This is a genomic window from Pseudoalteromonas sp. SR41-4, assembly GCF_014163985.1.
Taxonomy (GTDB): Bacteria; Pseudomonadota; Gammaproteobacteria; order Enterobacterales; family Alteromonadaceae; genus Pseudoalteromonas; species Pseudoalteromonas rhizosphaerae.
On the sequence record NZ_JACJEI010000005.1, the window covers coordinates 78,518 to 97,650 of the forward strand.

The 19,133-nt window shown below is 36.0% G+C and carries 21 protein-coding genes and 1 pseudogene; 13 read left to right on the forward strand and 9 right to left on the reverse strand.

Going from position 1 to position 19,133, the window contains the following annotated elements:
* Nucleotides 1–35: 35 nt before the first annotated feature.
* A complete protein-coding gene (locus H5180_RS05615; RefSeq protein WP_182757878.1) occupies nucleotides 36–509 on the reverse strand; it encodes a Dps family protein in 474 nt (157 codons plus the stop codon).
* 349 nt (nucleotides 510–858) lie between these two features.
* On the opposite strand from H5180_RS05615, the gene H5180_RS05620 reads away from it, so the two are divergent.
* Complete coding sequence (locus tag H5180_RS05620; RefSeq protein WP_149982248.1) at nucleotides 859–1,068, forward strand: hypothetical protein; 210 nt, start codon at nucleotides 859–861, stop codon at nucleotides 1,066–1,068.
* Here H5180_RS05620 and H5180_RS05625 read toward each other — a convergent pair.
* Complete coding sequence (locus tag H5180_RS05625) at nucleotides 1,065–1,661, reverse strand: alpha/beta hydrolase (protein WP_182757879.1); 597 nt, start codon at nucleotides 1,659–1,661, stop codon at nucleotides 1,065–1,067. The two genes, H5180_RS05620 and H5180_RS05625, sit on opposite strands and share 4 nt — an antisense overlap.
* A 28-nt stretch (nucleotides 1,662–1,689) precedes the next feature.
* Complete coding sequence (locus tag H5180_RS05630; protein WP_145240254.1) at nucleotides 1,690–2,226, reverse strand: YaeQ family protein; 537 nt, start codon at nucleotides 2,224–2,226, stop codon at nucleotides 1,690–1,692.
* A gap of 371 nt (nucleotides 2,227–2,597) precedes the next feature.
* Between H5180_RS05630 and H5180_RS05635 the strand changes: the two genes are divergently transcribed.
* A complete protein-coding gene (locus tag H5180_RS05635) occupies nucleotides 2,598–2,777 on the forward strand; it encodes an AlpA family transcriptional regulator (RefSeq protein WP_145240257.1) in 180 nt (59 codons plus the stop codon).
* Between the two features lie 76 nt (nucleotides 2,778–2,853).
* On the opposite strand, the pseudogene H5180_RS05640 reads toward H5180_RS05635, so the two are convergent.
* The 3 genes and pseudogenes from H5180_RS05640 to H5180_RS05650 form a co-directional block, all read right to left on the reverse strand.
* Nucleotides 2,854–3,893, reverse strand: a pseudogene (locus tag H5180_RS05640) (IS481 family transposase).
* 106 nt (nucleotides 3,894–3,999) lie between these two features.
* Nucleotides 4,000–4,905, reverse strand: coding sequence for a PD-(D/E)XK nuclease family protein (locus tag H5180_RS05645; protein WP_145240259.1), 906 nt, complete (start codon nucleotides 4,903–4,905; stop codon nucleotides 4,000–4,002).
* Between the two features lie 34 nt (nucleotides 4,906–4,939).
* Nucleotides 4,940–5,896, reverse strand: coding sequence for a hypothetical protein (locus tag H5180_RS05650; RefSeq protein ID WP_182757880.1), 957 nt, complete (start codon nucleotides 5,894–5,896; stop codon nucleotides 4,940–4,942).
* A gap of 467 nt (nucleotides 5,897–6,363) precedes the next feature.
* On the opposite strand from H5180_RS05650, the gene H5180_RS05655 reads away from it, so the two are divergent.
* Nucleotides 6,364–7,572, forward strand: coding sequence for a tyrosine-type recombinase/integrase (locus H5180_RS05655; RefSeq protein WP_145240263.1), 1,209 nt, complete (start codon nucleotides 6,364–6,366; stop codon nucleotides 7,570–7,572).
* Nucleotides 7,573–7,581: 9 nt separating this feature from the next.
* Here H5180_RS05655 and H5180_RS05660 read toward each other — a convergent pair whose 3' ends face one another.
* Entirely contained in the window at nucleotides 7,582–8,514 is a 933-nt protein-coding gene (locus tag H5180_RS05660; RefSeq protein ID WP_145240265.1) for a hypothetical protein, read from the reverse strand.
* Between the two features lie 357 nt (nucleotides 8,515–8,871).
* On the opposite strand from H5180_RS05660, the gene H5180_RS05665 reads away from it, so the two are divergent.
* Nucleotides 8,872–9,552, forward strand: a complete 681-nt coding sequence (locus H5180_RS05665; protein WP_182757881.1) for an inovirus-type Gp2 protein — start codon at nucleotides 8,872–8,874, stop codon at nucleotides 9,550–9,552.
* 94 nt (nucleotides 9,553–9,646) lie between these two features.
* On the opposite strand, the gene radC is transcribed toward H5180_RS05665, so the two are convergent.
* The gene (gene radC / locus H5180_RS05670) at nucleotides 9,647–10,174 is read right to left on the reverse strand and encodes a DNA repair protein RadC (protein WP_145240269.1); all 528 of its coding nucleotides are present in this window, start codon (nucleotides 10,172–10,174) and stop codon (nucleotides 9,647–9,649) included.
* A gap of 147 nt (nucleotides 10,175–10,321) precedes the next feature.
* Between radC and H5180_RS05675 the strand changes: the two genes are divergently transcribed.
* The 7 genes from H5180_RS05675 (at nucleotide 10,322) to H5180_RS05705 (ending at nucleotide 16,684) form a co-directional block, all read left to right on the forward strand.
* Complete coding sequence (locus H5180_RS05675) at nucleotides 10,322–10,501, forward strand: AlpA family transcriptional regulator (RefSeq protein ID WP_145240271.1); 180 nt, start codon at nucleotides 10,322–10,324, stop codon at nucleotides 10,499–10,501.
* Nucleotides 10,501–11,763 carry a bifunctional 2-polyprenyl-6-hydroxyphenol methylase/3-demethylubiquinol 3-O-methyltransferase UbiG gene (locus tag H5180_RS05680; RefSeq protein WP_145240273.1) on the forward strand — a complete coding sequence of 421 codons (1,263 nt, stop codon included), beginning with the start codon at nucleotides 10,501–10,503 and terminating at the stop codon, nucleotides 11,761–11,763. Before H5180_RS05675 ends, H5180_RS05680 begins: the two co-directional genes overlap by 1 nt.
* An 89-nt stretch (nucleotides 11,764–11,852) precedes the next feature.
* Nucleotides 11,853–12,944, forward strand: a complete 1,092-nt coding sequence (locus H5180_RS05685; protein ID WP_145240275.1) for a response regulator transcription factor — start codon at nucleotides 11,853–11,855, stop codon at nucleotides 12,942–12,944.
* The gene (locus H5180_RS23430) at nucleotides 12,932–13,933 is read left to right on the forward strand and encodes a LuxR C-terminal-related transcriptional regulator (RefSeq protein ID WP_220493045.1); all 1,002 of its coding nucleotides are present in this window, start codon (nucleotides 12,932–12,934) and stop codon (nucleotides 13,931–13,933) included. Before H5180_RS05685 ends, H5180_RS23430 begins: the two co-directional genes overlap by 13 nt.
* Nucleotides 13,934–14,082: 149 nt before the next feature.
* Nucleotides 14,083–15,573, forward strand: a complete 1,491-nt coding sequence (locus H5180_RS05695) for a flagellin (RefSeq protein WP_145240277.1) — start codon at nucleotides 14,083–14,085, stop codon at nucleotides 15,571–15,573.
* Between the two features lie 33 nt (nucleotides 15,574–15,606).
* Nucleotides 15,607–16,236 carry an EcsC family protein gene (locus H5180_RS05700; protein WP_220493046.1) on the forward strand — a complete coding sequence of 210 codons (630 nt, stop codon included), beginning with the start codon at nucleotides 15,607–15,609 and terminating at the stop codon, nucleotides 16,234–16,236.
* A gap of 19 nt (nucleotides 16,237–16,255) precedes the next feature.
* Nucleotides 16,256–16,684 (forward strand): hypothetical protein, encoded by a 429-nt coding sequence (locus H5180_RS05705; RefSeq protein WP_145240279.1) that lies wholly within the window; start codon nucleotides 16,256–16,258, stop codon nucleotides 16,682–16,684.
* Between the two features lie 86 nt (nucleotides 16,685–16,770).
* On the opposite strand, the gene H5180_RS05710 is transcribed toward H5180_RS05705, so the two are convergent.
* Nucleotides 16,771–16,905, reverse strand: coding sequence for a zinc ribbon-containing protein (locus tag H5180_RS05710; RefSeq protein ID WP_145240281.1), 135 nt, complete (start codon nucleotides 16,903–16,905; stop codon nucleotides 16,771–16,773).
* A gap of 211 nt (nucleotides 16,906–17,116) precedes the next feature.
* On the opposite strand from H5180_RS05710, the gene H5180_RS05715 reads away from it, so the two are divergent.
* The gene (locus tag H5180_RS05715; RefSeq protein ID WP_145240283.1) at nucleotides 17,117–17,848 is read left to right on the forward strand and encodes a hypothetical protein; all 732 of its coding nucleotides are present in this window, start codon (nucleotides 17,117–17,119) and stop codon (nucleotides 17,846–17,848) included.
* A gap of 203 nt (nucleotides 17,849–18,051) precedes the next feature.
* Nucleotides 18,052–19,131, forward strand: a complete 1,080-nt coding sequence (locus H5180_RS05720) for a DNA cytosine methyltransferase (RefSeq protein WP_145240285.1) — start codon at nucleotides 18,052–18,054, stop codon at nucleotides 19,129–19,131.
* Nucleotides 19,132–19,133: the final 2 nt, after the last annotated feature.

Sequence of the window (19,133 nt, forward strand, 5' to 3'; positions counted from 1 at the left end):
CTTTAAAAGCTGGCCTACTTGTGGTTATCTAAAAATTAATTTAAATAGGCTTTAAGCATCCACACTAGCTTCTCTTGCTCAGTAATATAATCACTCATCAATGAAGCCGTACCTTCATCTTGTGCATCACTTGCTTGCTCTAAAATATCGCGCTGCATTTTAATTAAGATGCTGTAACCAGCGAGTAAGTTTTCGACTGCTGCGACACCATCACTGATATTTTTTGCTTCTTTAATTTTGCTGATCTCTAAGTAATCAGAAAATGCATGCAGTGGTGCGCCATCAAGCGTTAAAATACGCTCAGCGACTTCATCTACTTTTAAAAGTAATAGGTTATAAATTTCTTCAAACTTGATGTGTAGTTCAAAAAAGTTGCGACCTTTAATATTCCAATGAAAACCGCGGGCATTCATATATTGAATTTGATAACTACTTAGCAGGGTATTGAGTGACTTGACGATATCTTCACTTTTCGCGCTGTTAAGACCAATTGCGTTTACCTGTGACATAACTTCTCCTTAATAAACTGATAAGATGTTTTCTAAACACTGAAGCAAGTATCAGCCATTTTTAGTAATCTGTAAAATGGTTAAAATCGATAACCTTAATAGATTTTACCTATTAGCCAACCTGCTGTAGTAATTAATTTGTACGTACAATAGAGATGGGCTCCAATCTTTAAAAAACCACCCCAAAAATCAAAATAACCGCAAATCGCTTAATAAAAGCACAATAAGATGATCTAAAACAAGCTTTTATAGCAAGCTATTACATGGCGAGTGGTTATTTGATTTAGGTCAAAATTAACGTTTTTAGTCGGCGCATAATCAACACAGATAAATTTGATGGAGAGATAACATGCAGGCTAAAACACAAAAAGAAAGTAAAATGGAATTAGTTGTTATTGGTATAGCGTTGATTGCATTTGTAGTTGGCTTAGTCGGCCATTTAGCAGGAGCAAGCTTTGCTAACTTTGATACCTTTGGTTATATCGCAGCGCCAACACCACTGATCTTAGCAATCATCGCATTTGTTGCCTATAAAGTGGCTGCTAGTGCAGAAGATTAAACCAGCAACTCAACAATATAATTCATCACTTGGCGTGAGTAGATCATACTGGTGTGACTTAAATGAAACACTTTATGTTCTGCCATGCCTTTGAGTTTGGTTTCATCAATTAATACCGTGCCATCTGATTGACTACCTTTGGCAATTAGCGGCATGAGGCCGATCGGTAAATCGCCAGCAATACTATAAAGCTTGGCATTAAATGGCCAATCACCATTTTCGGTCAGTAAAAATTCCACACTGTTTTTTAAAAATATATCAAAGCCTTTTTGCTGCATTCTGCGGGCTATATGGCTGCCTTTATGCGGTGTGCCTAAAGTAATAACTTTTGTTACGTTTTGGCTTTGCTCTGAATTTGCAGCAAGGTATGCGCGCGCCACCAGTCCGCCCATTGAATGACAAACAAGGGCCGTATTTTTATCATTAATAAAATTATCAATCTGTTTAAAAATAGCGGCGCGATCGGGAGACAATGTATTGTAAGAGAGGTTGAGAATATCCAACCCAGACTTTTCGAGCTGCGAGCATAAAGGGCGCATTACAAAGCCAGACATATACAATCCGTGTAATACCACAACGCGTTTAACAGTCATACACCCTCTTAATCTATTGAACCTACAATTACATTAATTGTACTGGTTTTATTTCAATGTTAACTGAATCAGAGCTCACCCATACATCACCATCTTGAATGGTAATAGTCAGCGATATATTGCGATCAACCAGCGCTGCCAGCGCTTGAGTTGTAGCAAAATCTAAACTAAAAATACTTAAATTTTTAAACTCATACAATTTAGGTTGATGCTTTTGCCACCAAATTGCTTGGTTGTTTTCACCATAAGTGTATAGCACCACTTTTTTAGCTTTATTACAGGCTTTTTTAACACGCTTTTCATCAGGTAAACCAAGCTCAACCCACAGCTCGATCTCATCGCTATAGCTTTTATGCCACAGCTCTGGTTCATCATCAGCCGATAAACCCTTAGTAAATTCTAAACCATCACAGGCATTAAGTGCATAGGCAAGCAAGCGGATCATCAAGCGTTGCTCGGTTTCTGAAGGGTGTTGTGCCAAGGTTAAATTAAAGTCTTGGTATACGTTGCGGTCCATATCGCTTAGCGATAACTGCGCTTTAATAATCGTCGATTTAAGAGCCATAACAGTTTATTTAAAAAAATTTGCGTCAGTATAGCGCAATAATACCCAAACCACCTCAAGATACAGAGCCCAGCGTTTCACAGGGGGTTAATACCAAGGCGTAACTTTGCAAAAGTGTAGTCACTGTTAAGTAGTCATAACGCAGAGATCAAGTTGCTGTGAAACGTCCTAAGGATTGGTTTAAAAGCGATTGATACTGCGTTATTGATTTTAACAATAGAACCACTATTACTTGCAATCAATGCCTTGCCTAAATCACTTTTAATTCCAACTGAAACTCAGATCTTAAGGTGGTTTGGGTATGTGACCTGAGCCAGTTAAAAATTACATACTCTGTAAAGTTATATACTAATAACCAACTGAAGAAATCCATGCGTTTAATCAAATTAAAAGAAGTAATCGAAAAAACATCACTTGGCCGCTCAACAATTTATGAGTTTATGATTAAAGGTACATTTCCAAAGCAAGTTTCTCTAGGTGCAAAATCTGTAGCCTGGCTTGAGTCAGAAGTTGATGATTGGATAATGGAAAGAATTGGTGAAAGGGGATAGGCTCATGTAGTCATCTAATCTGTACTAGCTCAGACTTGATCTGACAGTTACCCATTCTATTATGGTGTCTGTCAGCTTAGATTTGAGCTAAATTTTTCTCAGCCCAAATCGTTTTTCCATCTGTTAATGTTTCAAGTGGTGTTCTACCACAACATATTTTTCCTTGATGAGTTCGTTCATTATTATAATAAACCATCCATTCGTCCAGATCCTTTTGTAATTCCTCAAGTGAATCATAGAGCTTTTTCCTAAATGTAACTTGATAAACTCATTCAAGATCGTTTTATGAAACCTCTCACAAATACAGTTAGTTTGAGGTGACATCGCTTTTGTCTTTGTATGCTCAATATCATTGATCGCTAAGTATAATTGGTAATCGTGATGCTCTACCTTACCACAATACTCAGTGCCTCTATCAGTGAGTATTCGGAGCATTGGCAGCTCATATTCTTCGAAGTACGGTAGTACTCTGTCATTAAGGATGTCCGCCGCTGTGATGGGCGTTTTAGTTGTATAAAGTTTAGCAAATGCAACTTTGCTAAATGTATCAATAAATGTTTGTTGATAAATGCGTCCAACACCTTTTAAGTTGCCGACATAGAAAGTATCTTGTGACCCAAGATAACCTGGATGTATCGTTTCAATTTCACCACAGGCCTCATCATCAGTTTTCTTCTTTTCCAGCGCAGTAACTTGCGCTTCGGTCAAGATGATACCTTCTTTGGCTACTTTATCTTCAAGTGATTTTAAACGCTTTTTGAAGTTCTCTAGATTATTTCTAAGCCAAATTGAGCGAACTCCACTACCAGAAACAAATATACCATTTCTGCGTAATTCATTGCTTGCTCTGTGCTGTCCGTGGGCTGGAAATTCAATTGCATATTCGACAACTGCTTTTTCAATTACAGGGTCAATACGGTTCTTTAAATTTGCACCTCTACGACTTTTATCAATCAGTGCATCAAGGCCACCTTCATCAACAAGTTCTTTATAGCGATAAAATGTATCTCGAGATGTGCCCATTACTTTGCATGCTTTAGAGACATTACCAAGTTCTTCAGCAAGATTGAGTAAACCAGCTTTGTGTTTAATGATTGGATTGTTAGTATGTAGCATGAGAGTTACCTCTTTTCATTTTGATTAAAGATTCGACACCTTTATCAAAACGGGTAACTCTCACTTTTTCAAGTGAATTGTCAGATCTTGTCTGAACTAATACAGGTCAATGGTTAGATTTATCGATAAGTTCGAAAAACTTTCTTCCTATCGCTCTGGTATTAAGGTTCGAGTGATTAATTAAAAGAGCATTTTCATCTATATACTCCGCAAGTATCTTTCTGGCAATTTCTTTATCGCCGCTATCCTGATTAAAAACCTGAATTTGTAAACTATCACGTAGAACCACCTTATAGGCTCCAGAACTTGTAGATATAAGTGCCTCTTTAATTACTTCTCCTATATCCTCGCCTACTCTAATAGACTTTCTAATAGTTGGTTCAGTTGTCATTTTACTATGACGTATAAATGCTTTGATCGTGTGGCGCATATACTCATTTATAGGGTTAATGTCACCAGACATTTCCTGCGCTAATAAGCTTGTGAGTAAGTCAGTTATGCAGTTTCCTCCAGATGCCCAATAAATCCAGTACTTTTTATGTAGGCAGTCTTGAAGGTGTAAATTTTCATATTCAGCAGATAAAAGGTTGTTTTCAACATTTGGTGTTACAAAAACTGTGCTGAAATTTTTAATCCTAGGCTCATCTTCAATAACCGCTTTATAATAATCATTTAATTGTTTTGGGTTAGCAGCACCAACTTTAATTTTATTTTCTATAATTATTCTATGGATTTCTTGGCGCTTTTCTCCCAAAATAGTTAACTGTATATCTATGTCTTTTCTGCTACCGTTGAGTTCATAAGGCTCTTCCAAAGATACCTGGGCATCAACAAAGTCCATTTCTAATATTGATTTGAAACGTTCTTTATCCAATAAATTTAGAAATACACGGACAAAAGCATCGCCTAGTCCATGGTCTTTATTGCTATCTAGAAGGTAGCCCAGCATTGCTGACATACTTGGTTCATGCAGCCTTGATTTACCCTGACTCAAAACATGGAAAATATTCATCAAATAACCTTAATGTATTAGTTTTATTTTTGGTTTAGAGAGCTATTGTTTTAAACTTATTTTTGGATAATTCACCCTCAATTATCCATTGCTCATTACTTTGCAACCATACGCCTTTCAAATAGCAGATACCTGAATTTGTGATTTTAACTTCTGAAAATTTTATACTCATATAAAAATCTGAATCAGTGGTATAGTTTGTGTATTTAATAGGTACGCGCGAAGCAAAGTAAAATCCACCCTCATCAGGTTGCCAGTAACAACGACAAGAACAATTAAAGTTGCCTAAGCTATCTGTACCTGAAAGTGATACGATAATTTCTTCACTTTCTTCGAAAAATAAGCCGTCTGCATCAAGAAGCCATTCGCCATCTTCTACTTCTAAAGGCCCAGAAAAAAAGAGTTCTTTTGCAGGTGCAGAGCTTAATTTTTTGTCTTTTGCGATTATTTTTTTAATTCCTTCTGGTGTTAACTCAACTTTATTTGCTCTATATATTTTTCTGTTTCCAGGGACTTGTATTTGAGTCGGCTCTTTATTGCGTTGCTTGACTCGTTTTCCTTTTTTAGCTTTATAAATAACTATTAATGGATATGATTTATTTGCAGACAGAGAGTGAATAATGAGATTTGTTAGTTCGCTGCCTTCATGAATTTGTGGGAAATAAATCGCTTTCAAATTATCTAGATTAAGTAACCAATTCTGAAGGTTTCCAAAATCTTCAAAAAAAACATCGGTATCAGAAAAGCTAAGCTGCAAATAATCCAGGCCTATAAATGGCCATAAATCTTTACTTTCGTATTGTTCGGCATTATCTAATATAATATTTAGACCTTTTATTTTATCCCCCAAGTAAGCTAATTCAGAAAGCTCACAAGGCATTACAGGCTTCTTTGAATTGGCCAAGTTAAAAAATGATAAAGGGTACTTTTCGATTAGCGCTTCAATCTTTGTAGTTCCCTCGGGAAGAATATCTAGTTCATGCATGTCCATTGTTAAACCTATTTAAGCTGATGAAATGTTTTTATTGTTTTGAAATTATTTTGCTTTAACAGCCTGTAGAAGTAAAAGCTGAGAAGTCCAAAATATGGTTAATATATTAACAAGAATTTATATGTCATTTTATAGTAAACTCTACTTATAACCAAAAAGTACAAAAGCATGGTTTTGCTTTTAGTACCCACATTAGTACCCATAGGCTACGGCCTGAAATTAAAGGTCATAAAGTCAAATGAGTAGAGCAGGAATACAGTGGTTCCCTGGGCGCTTGGATTAACTTCCGCCTGTATACGCTATAAGTATTTTGTTTAAATAAAATCAATTGTTTAGTGTTATTTTTCTCCGCCACCTTCCGCAAGGTGATTGCTGAATCCGAGTCTTTCAGTACCCCAGCCAGTACCCCCAGTTATAAAATTGCTATATACTCATGTTATTAATTGAATATATGGGTTATGCGAAATATGCGTTTAACTGATCGCAAGATAAAATCAATCGTGGCTACAGGTAAAGAGCAAAGCTTCTCAGATGGTAACTGTTTAGTATTGCGCGTTAGAGCAAATGGGACTAAATCTTGGCGGTTTAAATATACAGTTAATAAAAAAGTTACCAAGCTTTCTTTAGGTGCTTATCCTGCTGTTACTCTTGCTGAGGCCAGAAGTGTGGCAGTAAACTATATGCAGCTTTTGGCTAAAGGCATTGACCCTAAAGAATACGAAAGTACTAAAAAGCTTGAAGCAAGTAGAAAGCTGGCTAATACATTCTTAGCTGCTGCAGAGCTTTGGTTTGAACGCAAACAGCCTACTGTGACGCCTCATCACGCAGCTAGGGAATGGCGAACGCTTGAGATGTATATTTTCCCCAAGTTGCAAGATACGCCTTTAGAAAGTATTACAGCGATTGATACCATTGAAATTCTCAGGCCACTTGAGACAGATGGAAAGCACTCCACAATCAAGCGTATTTGCCAAAGCTTAAATCAGATCATGGATTATTCAGTAAACCACGGATTTATTAGTGCCAATCCACTAGCAAAAATTATAAAAGTATTTACTAAAAACACAGTAGAGCATATGGCTACTATTAAACCTGACGAGCTCCCTGACTTTTTAACAGCTTTGAATAGTTCACAAACCATCCAGAACAAAACTAAGTTTTTAATTTTGTGGCAACTACACACTATGACTCGTTCAAAAGAAGCCGCAGGCACCAAGTGGGCTGACATTAATATTGAAGAAGCGGTATGGATGATCCCAGCTGAAGAAATGAAACGAAGAAGAGCGCACCGAGTACCTTTAACGTCTGCTACTTTGGCAATACTTGAGCAAATGAAACCACTCAGCGGTCACCATGAATATGTATTCCCGAGTGAGCGTAATGAAAAGAGTCATGCAAGTACCTATACGGTGAATGCAGCCATTAAACGCAGTTTAGGCTACAAAGATAAGCTGGTAGCCCATGGTTTACGATCCGTTGCTTCTACAGCACTTCATGAAAAAGGTTACGATAGCCTTTTAGTTGAAGCCTGCTTAGCTCACGCAGATGAAAATGAAACAAGAGCGGCATATAACCGCTCTGATTACCTTGAACAACGCAGGCCAATAATGGGCTGGTGGAGTGAATTTATAGAGAACTCATCTCCAAATGTAACACAAGAATTTACACAATTTTGATGTAAGTTTTTACTTAGTTTTTAACTTCTTGTGTGCTTCTTCTATGAGTAATTCTATAGTTTCATTTAATTTGAGCCGCTCTGCTTTGGCTAACTCTTTAAGTTTTTCTTTCACTTCAGCCCGAAGCATGTAATTTGATGATGACTTTCCTTCGCTTTCATTTCTATATTTACGCTGTGAATAGGCTTTTCTAATTTTCAAATTAAGATTTTCAGCAATTTCTGGCTTTGTTGTCATATGTAAAGTATCAAAAAAGTACATTACTCCTAATGCTTTCTCCTTCAATTCAAGCCCAACATTTAGGCTTGGTTTTGATCTGTATGAGTCTTTAAACTCTGATATTCTTTTTTGTAACATTCTGTCTGTTACATTTGTAGTAGATAGATTGCGATCTATATAACTTTTTATGTAGTTAATTATCCAGTTTAATTGATCATCGTCTTTGTTATTAATCCATTGATTGCTATTAAAAATAGAGTTGTATTTGTTTAAAAAAAAATCAACTTCATTGTCGGTTTTTTCTACTTTACTAAAAGAGGGTTTCTTTTTAATCGAAATATAGGACTCATAATTTATGTAGTCTAATAGTGCTTGGAGATGCAGCAAGGGGTCAGTAAAAATTAAAGATTCAGGGATATATGTTTTATAATAGGTATAGGAGTTATAACAACAGCTGAGTAAGTAATGAACCAACCTACCATCAGACCTCTTATTACCCCCAAGTTGATCAAGGATTGTATGGTTGAATTTATATTTTTTGTACATTTCTAAAGTGGTTTTCAAGTCATCAATTTGAAACAGATAAAGCTCTTGATGTAGGTCTTCAATATTTACGCTGTGGTGAGCCTCCGTTTTATGTTTTTTGTTAACTAAGACAGTATATAAAAACAGGGTCTTTCTATAATCTGTTTTCAAACTACTAATTAATGTATGCACACCCATCAATATCACTCCGTAGTTTATTGTAGTTTATGTAGTGGTTTATTAAAGTTTTTTTAGTTACTTATAAGTGTTTTATTAACAAGTAATAATATGCATTTTTTGAGTTCTAAGTCAATAAACACATAGGCTATGACTGTATAGCTAAGTGAAAAGTGATTTTTAAACAGTAAATAGGAGGTTAGCTTTCAAAAAAGGGCATTTAAAGTTACCAATCTAAGCTCTTTAATGAGAGCTTACTTCGTATAGTTATTATAATGACTATAAATAAAGATCATGTGGTGATAATGCGGTTTGGCTAGTAAGTATCTTTTCACACAACCCTAGTTTTGTATGAGTTATTCAAAATTAGAGAAAAAGATGAGAAACATAAACCTTGCTATTAACCCTTACAATGAAAAGCAGGCTATTTATTGGGATCATTGGTTATTAATTCGTAAGGCTTTAAAAATGGCTCAAGATAGTTACCCAAGGCTATCTGTAATCCGGTTTGACTTACGTATAACGGATATAAAGACCGATGATCCAAATATCATTTTAGATGGTGTTATGAAGCGATTCTTTACATCCCTACAATCGAAAATAAAGCACAATACTAAGTTTAAAGCTCATGCTAAAACTCAATGTTTGAGATATGTGTGGGTAAAAGAAAAAGGTAATGAAAAGGATAAAGAGCACTTCCATATTTGTATTTTTTTAAACAAAGATGACTTTGGTTTTATAGGTCAGTACAGGACGGATAAAAGAGAAAATAAAAAAGTAATAAACACCTTACGTGAGTCCATAGTTCAATCTTGGGCTACAGCACTTAAAGTCGAACTAATGATGGCTGAAAGGCTAGTTTATTTCGGTAAAACACCTTTACATTGGCTTGATAGAAAAAGGAATAGCTATTCTGCCGATTTAGAAAATGTTAAGAAAAGGCTCTGCTATATGGCTAAAGTCGAGACTAAAGAGTTTGAAGGTCGAAAAATAGGCGTTGGTAAATATTTGATTTACAAACCGAAGAGTAAGAAATCTAGTACTACTGCAATAAAATAATCATTAGTTGAGAGAAGGTATTCACCTTCTCTCTATGCTTAATTTTCACTAATAACGTCACGCAATATAATTAAAATTGCAATTACATGTGTGACTAGCTGTGCAGTTCTATTACGTCTAAGCATTCTACCTCCTGTTTAAGTTGAGTTAATAAATTAAGTTCAGCAAATGAGGCATATGAGTTACCAATAATTAAGTGATCCAACACCTCTACGTCAATCAATGACAGTGCTTTGATGAGCTTTCCTGTTATGAGCTTATCAGCTCTAGATACCTCAACGTTTCCTGACGGGTGGTTATGCGCCAAGATAACACTAGCGGCGTTAACTCTTAAAACGTCCTTTACAACCTCCCTTGGATACACTGATGCTGAATTAATAGTGCCAAAGAAGAGCTCTTTATATTCAATGATTTCGTTGTTATTGCTCAGATAAATGATTGAAAAAACTTCCCTTTCATAATTACCTAACTTCAGTTTTAAAAAATCCACAGTTGCTAAAGGTGAATTAATTTTCCCTTCTCTTTTTAATCGTCTAAATAAAATTCTTGATGCTAAATCAACAATTTCATCATCAGTCAAAATTGTATTGTTTGTGCTTGGTAGTTGCTGGCTTTTTAACATGTGGACCTCTTATGAATTGTTTGCTCATAAAAGTGATATAGATTTGAAAATATTTGGATTGGCTGGTGGTTATACAGCTAAGCATCAAGGCAAAGTATTTTTTTACACAACACGCATATCTTTTGAACCTATAACGGAGAAGAGAAAATGCGTTTCATTAAACTAAAAACAGTAATGCAAAAAACATCGCTTGGCCATTCAAGCATTTATAAATTTATTGCTGAAGGCACATTCCCAAAACAAGTATCGCTTGGTGCAAAATCAGTAGCTTGGCTTGAATCTGAAGTAGATGATTGGATTGAAGAAAAAGTTAGGGGGAGAGGCTAATGAATCTTCCATTAAACAAAGGTAAAGTGTTGTCGTGCTTAGAGGAAGTGTTGAGCAACATTACAGGGATTAAAGTTGTTACTGCAACAAATGATAAATTAAGAGTGTGCAACTTCTTAAAAGGTATATATCAACCTCTCTTCCCCGCAATCCAAGTCAATGAGACAGTCATCAATACTGATACATCAGTTTGTTTATATACTGAAGACTCAGTCGGTGTGATTACGAGTACGGTGTCAATATCATGGCTGAGCGGAGAGATAGTGCCTGAAGTATGGATGGAAAAGGCAGCTTTAATTAACAAAAATAATGACGTCACATTACAAGTTGGGCGGTTTTATATTGGAGGTGTGAAAGGGCAGTCATTACTTAAATTGTATTTTAAATGTTTTGTGGAACTTGCTGATGCTCTAGATATATCGACAATTACAGGTCTTGTTAAGAGCAAAGATGTACATCTTCATGAAGCAAGGTTTAAGGCTGATGTATTAGCCAGGAATACTCAGCTTACCTTTGGTAGTGAGCACGAGTTTGCTTTGGTTCAGTGGCGTTTAAATAGCTTAGACAGTCGTTTTTATAACTGGCTTGGTATTGTTCAAAATACTAATCCTGAAACGTTTACAGCTCAAGACTGGGATGATTATGCGAGGCCGTTTTCCTCAGTGCAAACGCAAGTTCAGCAGGAGCTCCAGCAAGAGGCTGCGAAGTATCTAAAAGGCAACGTCGGTGATTTTGGTTGCGGCAGTGCAAAAGTAGGGGTGTTATTATCTGATAATGAAATAATTGAGTCTTACATTGGTATTGATGCAGCGATAGAGATGATTAATATTGCTCGAAAATCAATCAAAAAAATGGAGCCAATAAACGAGCAAAGCGTTTATCATGGATTTATAGAAGACTACAATCTTACATCTTTCGATACAGGGGTTAGCTTAAATAGCTATTATTCATGGCCAAACCCACTCGCTACATTAAAACACATTTACAATTTAATTAAGGTAGGTGGTACTTTTGTTTTAGCTACACCAAACAAAAAATTAGACCTAATTTTATTAGATAAACAAGCAAAAAAGGAGTTAATAGGAAATCCTTTCTATAACAAGTTCAGAGAGTATAACTTGATGTTAATCAACGAGAGGGACGCAAACCTAGTTGAAATGACAGAGTTGATTAAGCAAGTTCAAAGTGTCGGTTTTAAAGTTGAAGCCTGTCACCAAAAATTTTATTGCGGGGGCTTGAACTTCTTAGTTTTATCTAAGTGAATCTATAGCTGAGAAGGACCTCAGCAACTTACATTGGTATATAGTTTTAACCGGAGCCATGCTAATAAATAATTGACGAAAGCGATTGAATGCATACAGTTATGCTGTTTGGCGTAAAATTAGTTCCTTGCTTCAATGGAGCTGTTATTCTTCATTTAGTTAAACGTTGTAATGTTATATTTAAAAAGGAATTTGCTTTGAGTGAATATGAAATAAGTTTGTGGCTGAAGTCGCTTTTTACGGCTTCTCAGGATAAAGGTATCGGGGAGTTTAAGGAGTACTGTTTTAAGCACTTGCAGAGTGTAATTCAATTCGATAGCGGACTCTGGACCACGCGTTCAGATATGTTCAATAAGGTCAATGTACACTGGGTAGATGATTCTTTCTTATTTAATCAGCCAGATGCATTTATGGAAAATTACTTCAGTATCGCAAGTACTGCTGACACTCCCGATTTATTGAATGTATATTTAATCAATCATCCAAATCAATTCATTGACTTATGGCAAGTCGTTTCAGTTGACGAGTGGCAGCGTTCTGTTTATTACTCTGAGCACTGTAAGCAATATGGCGTTGAAAATGCTTTAGCTGCTTTAGTTAGTAAAAGTGAGAATACATCAGTTAGCCATGCAATTAGTATCTACCGAAGTGATTTTGCTCTTAAGTTTACCGCACAAGAGCGGGAGCTGATAACTTTCCTATTACCATTTTTACTCCAAGCTTTTAGACTCAATTTATTGTATTCATTTATACCAAACAGTTCGGTAAGGGTAGTGCGCGGGGTTGTTGATCGATTTGGTACTATTATTGAAGCTCAGGATCAATTTATAAGCATAATGACTCATTGCGATGTATTAGATGATGGCGTTCTCAAACTAGAATCCCATGGAGGTATTACTACATCATCAGGCTTTTGGGTGGATCGATATTTAATACAAATAGAACATGAAAAAGGTCTGTTTTTTATTAAGATCACTCTTCCTCTAGTTGAAGAGCTGCTAAGTCCAAAAGAAATTGAGGTAAGTAAATTATTACTCAATGGATTGAGTAATAAAGATATCGCAAATTATTTGTGCCGAAGCCCTAATACGGTAAAAAACCAAGTTAATAGCATACTACAAAAGCTGAATGTAAATACCAGAGAAGCTGCTGTATTAGCACTAATGGAATGGATGGTTTGAGTGTGCAGAGCATATCAAAATCTACGCAATTTAATTATCAGAATACACTAAGTAAAATGTATGAAGCGGCTCTCATTTACGGCCTAAGTTTGTTCCAACAAAAACTTAGTGAGCAGCTAAATGGAGTGATGAGTTCATCTTGTCAAATTTGGGTCTATGAAAATAAGCATGATCCTGTGTGTCACTTTAGCAAATATTACTCTCATGAAGCGAAAAGTAGAATGCGAACATCAATCGCTGTAAAATTTTTACAGCGGGTCGCATCCTTTAGTAATTCGCAGGTAACACTATTGTCCCACGATGAGTGGTTGGAGGTTTTATGTGATTATCCTGACTATCAACAATATAGATCCCCAATAATTATAACGCTCAGCAGTAATGATGAATTTCAAAGCATAATTCTTTTGCGTTTGAGTAGTGAAAAAGAGTTTTGTAAAACTGATATTGAGGTTCTTGATTTTTTAGCACCTCATTTAGATGGTGCAATTGAGATGCATATTAAGGAGTTTATTCGGTTTGGTTGGAAAGTAACGAGAAACCAAAGAGCAGTCTTTGATAATCATGATGAGCTAATTGGAAAAACAGAGCAATTTGATAGCTTTTGTAATAAGTTATGCACACTCGATAGCCGTTTTTCGACCCTCTCAAATATATTAGCAAGTTCAGCTATATACAACATTGATTGTAAATTGAAAGTATCCATATCTAGCTTATCAGTTTACAGAGTAATCAGTATCATTGAATATGACTTTCGTATTGAGTCACTCTCAACGGCAGAGTGGTCAGTATGTAAGCTTTTATTATTGACCTATTCTAACCAAGAAATAAAAAATACATTGGGTATTAGTGTTAAAACAGTGGAGGCACATATAAAACAGATAATGAATAAGCTAGGTACTTCCTCCCGCGCAGAGGTGATTAGTTATCTGTATTACTCAGGTTATGATCTAATTGAAAGTAACTTTAATGATGAACAAGTTAGATTTTAGTCCAAAACCCTTATTCTCTTAATTCCACTTCTCCCTCATACTAAAAATCAATTCAATACCTTAAGTTATTTATATTAAAAGAGCTTTCATGTAAACAATGAAAGTTATGTTTATCAATATACATTAGATGGAAAGTGCAAAGGGATTTTATGCCATCACTCATTAATAATGCAGCATCACTTTCTGCAAGAAATAACTTATCCAAGATACAGCTAAAAGAACAAACTAGTTTAGGGCGTTTATCATCTGGCTTACGCATAAATAGTGCAAAAGATGATGCTGCTGGACTGCAAATTTCATCTCGTTTAACTTCCAATATTAACGCAAGTAATCAAGCAATAAGAAATAGCTTCAATGGTATTTCTGTCACGCAGTCAGTTGATGGGGCGTTGGAAGGGGTTGTTAATAATCTACAAAGAATGCGAACACTAACCATTAATGCTGGAAATGGTGCAAACACAGATATTGATGTTGATGCCATTTATAAGGAATTCTCGGCACTTCGAGACGAAATTGATAGAGTAGCTGAAGATACTACTTTTGCAGGTACTCCATTACTTAATGGCACTTATCTTGATGATTTTCAGGTTGGCCAAGAAGCGCTCCAAACTATTCGGATTACAGATTTAAATACAAAAACGGAAAACTTGGGGTCTTATGAGTGGGAGCCAAGGTCAATAAAAGTTATTAGTAGATATCCTGATGGTGGACTTAAATCTTTCGCTAGAGGATTAAATCTAGAGACAGCTTTTAATGCTGGGCCGCTGGTGGTTAATGGGCAGTCATTTTCAGGTCCATATACAGACGTGGATGAACTTATTGAAGATATTAATTCTGCACCTCAATTGCCAAATCAGTCGCCATTAATCGCGGAGAAAGCTTCTGGAAATGGTGTATCTGGGCACGTTGACTTAAATCAGCTGCCGCACGTATTCCAAGTCAATGGTATTGATGTTCGGTGTGACAATATATCCACTTATGACCCAACAATTGTTTACCCTCCAAATAACCTTAGAAGTCGAGGGGAAGAAGGGTATTACTACGCAGAAGTACTTGATCGAGTTCGTAATGTAATGGTCAGTCAAGGGTTAAACTTTCATGGAGTATTCGATCCAAACTCAGATGCAAATAGTATTGGCTTTACTGGGAATTCCAATCCATTAGAGCTGAGGAATTTAAGCCCATTGTTTCCTGATATTGACGATGGGGTTTATACACCATTTATCCGTTTTGAGTCTTTCGGTGATAAGTTCACAACGATGGAAGCTGAACTTGAAGATAATGAAGCTTTCAATCTATATTCCGAAGATCGTATCAAATCCACAATAGATTCACTCACACTAGACTCGGAAGAAGAGCGAGCTCGCTCACTACGTATTATTGATGTTGCTTTACAGCAGGTTTCAAACCAACGCAACACAATGGGGGCTACTCAAAATCGTTTTGAATCGACCATTCGTAGGCAGCAAGCCTCAAACACTAACTTATCTGCGGCAAGGCAAAGAATTCAAGATGTCGATTTTGCTAGTGAAACTACAAAGCTTACGCAAACCCAGATCTTAGAAGAAGCTTCGACAACTATTTTGTCTCAAGCAAATGTCAGAGCAGAAAGTTTGCTCAGTTTATTGGAATATATTTAATTTAACTTTGAAAAACACTTAGGAGAAAACAGCTTGAGCGGAAAAGTATCTGAAGGAAAGATCATGCAAGTGCTTGAATGGAGTTATGAAAAAGCTATCAACGGTGTTGCTGGGTTAGATTCAGCAAGTGAACTAGCTCAGAGTTACATTAAAAGTAGTGCTTCTCGTAATGATCAAGCTAACTCACTAATCCGTTGGCAAAATACGAAAGCAGGTACATCAGGTTTCTTAACTGGTTTAGGCGGCATAATTACAATGCCAGTTACAATACCAGCGAACGTCGCAAGTGTAATTTTCGTGCAAATGAGAATGATCGCTGCAATTGCACATATCGGTGGCCATGATATTAGAGATGATCGTGTGAAAGCCCTTGTATATGCTTGTTTAACTGGTAATGCAGCTAAAGATATTCTTAAAGATATAGGAATCGTTGCCGGAACAAAACTAACAACGAGTGCAATTAAAAATATATCAGGAAAAACGATTGTAGCGATAAATCAAAAAGTAGGATTTCGTTTAGTCACTAAATTTGGAGAAAAAGGGGTTATTAACTTAGGAAAAGCAGTGCCATTTGTTGGTGGAATTATTGGCGCGACATTTGACTCTGTTGCAACTAATACGATCGGAAATATCGCTAGAGATACGTTTATTACCGAAAAATAATTATACAAAAGGATTTAACATGGGATTTTGGGATAAAGTAAAAAGTGCTGCAACTTCTGCAAAATGCTTAACAGGCTGGCATGCTGGAGACTACAGCCCTATAACGGGCAAGCCTCAGTGTAATGTTGAGAAGACATGCCCTGATTGCAATAAATATATAACAGCGATCAAGCATAAATTTAATGAATGGCAATATATTAACTCGGTTCATAGCCATAAATGCGATTCATTTAGAAGCTGCATACATTGTGATGCTCAAGAAACTAAGAGGCTGCATGAGTTTAAAGAAAAAGGTAAAAACTCAAGTTGTAGAATAATTAAGCAGTGCTCAGTTTGCCACGAAGAGGAACTAGGAAGTACTTCACATAACTGGACGCAGCTCATGGGGCGCGACTTAAAGATTCAAGGAAAAAGAAAGTGTCGAGATTGCGGCACTGTTGAAAATTAGTTACTTATATAAAACTTAAAAGAGCGCACTCCATACGTGCGCTCTTTTGTTTTTATCGACTATTTAATGCAAGAATATTGAAAGCTTTATGGTGTATATTCTGTTTCATGGCATTTAGGGCAAGGTGGCAAAGTATCATCATGATCGTCAAGTGTTACAGTTTTGCCGCAATTATCACATTGGTAAGTACCAGTACCCGGTTTTTCCCCTGTTGTAGACATTTTTATATCCTCTGAAAGTTTACCTAAAAAGCTACTTCTATTACTGAATAGGTGATTCAATAAAGCCCTGTTATTACAATGATTGTATTAATTGAAAAGTGCTTATTAAACTTAGTAATAACATACCTATCTGTAAAGGTATTAGAGGTAATTTATAGTCTTAAAATCGTAGGTGTTATATTGGCTACTTATTCAAAAGCGAGGAAAGGTTATGAACTCATTTTATAATGATTTAATAAAAAAGCTATCAGGGATGGATGGCGGGAATATTAGTGCACCTTTATGGCTTTCAGGGCTTGAATGGGGTGGCGCTGATGAGAAGGTTACCTCTGAAATAACACGGCCAACCCACGAAGTACATGGTTATTGCGTTCCTCACCTTTCTTCTGAGTGGAAAGCTGAAAACCTGAATTTTTACAAATGGCAATTCGACCAAAAAATAGCAAAAATTCTTTGTAAGGCCTTTGAATTTGAAGGTGAGTATAAACAGTACATGAAAAATCACTACTGTAATTTTGATTCGAATGAGTTTAAGTTAAATTTGTTCCCTCTTCCTTGCAAGAATATGAACACATGGACTGCGGAACATGTCGAATTAACTAAAACTAAGATCAAATATCACTATCAAACACATTGTTCAATTACTCGGTTTAAATTGTTTAATGCCTTAGTAAAAGAGTTTGCACCAAAAGTTATAGTTTGCTTTGGGCCAAAGTATGTTGAAGAATATAAAATGGCTTTTTGGGGCTGTATCTATGATGAGATTGAATGTACTGAAGGTCGAGTATTTTTAGGGATTAAAAACGAATTAAAAATTCTTAAAGCTCGCGGATTACCCATACTAATACTTGCGCCTTTTTTAGGACGAAATTTAGTTGCTAATGTTGAGTTGGAAAAGCTAGGTGAGGTGATAAAAAGCAACCTATCAGCACTGTACTCTTAAAGTTATTGAAAGCTTGCCTAATAATTGCGAATTGATACTATGACTCATCATTTTAAGCTGCCACCAAAGTAGTTCTTTTTTAACTCATAAGCTTGTTTAAGAGCCAATAATCTATGGATTTAGCTTGTATAGGGTATAGGAAAAATAACTTAAGGTGAGTAAGTTTTATCAAAGCTTTAAGAGCTTATTAATAGGTAAGTATTTTGAATAGTGTTATCTTTTCTTTTTTTTCTGGTTCAGGTTTTTTAGATTTAGGCTTTGAGAAAGCTGGATTTGATGTTGTTTTTGTTAATGAAATAAATAAATCATTTATTAATGCATATGAATATAGTCGTCAATTGATGGGCCATTCCATCCCCAAATATGGTTATCATACGGGTTCAATAGATGATTATTTAGAAGAACGTGATGAATGCTCGTTAGCTGAGAGCGTTAAGGCAGAGCAGGCTAGCGGAAAATTAGTTGGGTTTGTTGGAGGCCCTCCTTGTCCTGACTTTTCCGTAGGTGGAAAGAATAAAGGGCAAGCTGGTGAAAATGGTAAACTTTCACAATCGTACATTGATTGCATTAAAAAGTTTGAGCCAGATTGGTTTGTTTTTGAAAATGTAAAAGGGCTTTGGAGAACAAAAAAGCATCGTGAGTTCTACGAAAGCTTAAAAAGCGAATTATCAAATGCTGGGTATGTATTAGATAATAGATTAATTAATTCATTAGAATTTGGTGTTGCTCAAGATCGCGATAGAATTATATTGTTCGGCATTAAAAAAACAAAAATAAACTCAGAAGCTAAGTTCGAATGGGAAAAATATATGAAGTACCCCAACGGAGTTGCATTTAATTTTGATTGGCCTGGAACTAATAAGTTTGGTGAAACACCAACTTTTCCGGCCGATTTTCCTGAAGATCTTACTATACAATATTGGTTTAATAAAAACGAAGTCGAAACTCACCCAAATGCTAAAGCTCATTTTACGCCAAGGGCTGGCCTCGCTAAATTTTTAGTGATCGAAGAAGGTGATACCTCTAAAAAATCTTATAAGCGGTTACATCGATATAGATATTCACCAACTGCGGCATACGGTAATAATGAGGTTCATCTTCATCCATACAAAGCAAGACGGTTATCTGCGGCTGAGGCTCTTGCGATACAATCTTTACCAAAGGAGTTTCAGTTTCCTCAAGAAATGACTTTAAGTGCGATGTTTAAAACTATTGGAAATGGTGTTCCGTATTTGTTTTCTTATGGTATAGCATCAACAATAAAAGATTACTTGGAAATGTAAAC

Excerpts from the sequence above, each read along its gene's own strand:
- H5180_RS05615 (WP_182757878.1), bottom strand. The coding sequence starts at position 509 with ATGTCACAGGTAAACGCAATTGGTCTTAACAGCGCGAAAAGTGAAGAT.
- H5180_RS05620 (WP_149982248.1), top strand. The coding sequence starts at position 859 with ATGCAGGCTAAAACACAAAAAGAAAGTAAAATGGAATTAGTTGTTATT.
- H5180_RS05625 (WP_182757879.1), bottom strand. The coding sequence starts at position 1,661 with ATGACTGTTAAACGCGTTGTGGTATTACACGGATTGTATATGTCTGGC.
- H5180_RS05630 (WP_145240254.1), bottom strand. The coding sequence starts at position 2,226 with ATGGCTCTTAAATCGACGATTATTAAAGCGCAGTTATCGCTAAGCGAT.
- H5180_RS05635 (WP_145240257.1), top strand. The coding sequence starts at position 2,598 with ATGCGTTTAATCAAATTAAAAGAAGTAATCGAAAAAACATCACTTGGC.
- H5180_RS05645 (WP_145240259.1), bottom strand. The coding sequence starts at position 4,905 with ATGAATATTTTCCATGTTTTGAGTCAGGGTAAATCAAGGCTGCATGAA.
- H5180_RS05650 (WP_182757880.1), bottom strand. The coding sequence starts at position 5,896 with ATGGACATGCATGAACTAGATATTCTTCCCGAGGGAACTACAAAGATT.
- H5180_RS05655 (WP_145240263.1), top strand. The coding sequence starts at position 6,364 with ATGCGTTTAACTGATCGCAAGATAAAATCAATCGTGGCTACAGGTAAA.
- H5180_RS05660 (WP_145240265.1), bottom strand. The coding sequence starts at position 8,514 with ATGGGTGTGCATACATTAATTAGTAGTTTGAAAACAGATTATAGAAAG.
- H5180_RS05665 (WP_182757881.1), top strand. The coding sequence starts at position 8,872 with ATGAGAAACATAAACCTTGCTATTAACCCTTACAATGAAAAGCAGGCT.
- radC (WP_145240269.1), bottom strand. The coding sequence starts at position 10,174 with ATGTTAAAAAGCCAGCAACTACCAAGCACAAACAATACAATTTTGACT.
- H5180_RS05675 (WP_145240271.1), top strand. The coding sequence starts at position 10,322 with ATGCGTTTCATTAAACTAAAAACAGTAATGCAAAAAACATCGCTTGGC.
- H5180_RS05680 (WP_145240273.1), top strand. The coding sequence starts at position 10,501 with ATGAATCTTCCATTAAACAAAGGTAAAGTGTTGTCGTGCTTAGAGGAA.
- H5180_RS05685 (WP_145240275.1), top strand. The coding sequence starts at position 11,853 with ATGCATACAGTTATGCTGTTTGGCGTAAAATTAGTTCCTTGCTTCAAT.
- H5180_RS23430 (WP_220493045.1), top strand. The coding sequence starts at position 12,932 with ATGGATGGTTTGAGTGTGCAGAGCATATCAAAATCTACGCAATTTAAT.
- H5180_RS05695 (WP_145240277.1), top strand. The coding sequence starts at position 14,083 with ATGCCATCACTCATTAATAATGCAGCATCACTTTCTGCAAGAAATAAC.
- H5180_RS05705 (WP_145240279.1), top strand. The coding sequence starts at position 16,256 with ATGGGATTTTGGGATAAAGTAAAAAGTGCTGCAACTTCTGCAAAATGC.
- H5180_RS05710 (WP_145240281.1), bottom strand. The coding sequence starts at position 16,905 with ATGTCTACAACAGGGGAAAAACCGGGTACTGGTACTTACCAATGTGAT.
- H5180_RS05715 (WP_145240283.1), top strand. The coding sequence starts at position 17,117 with ATGAACTCATTTTATAATGATTTAATAAAAAAGCTATCAGGGATGGAT.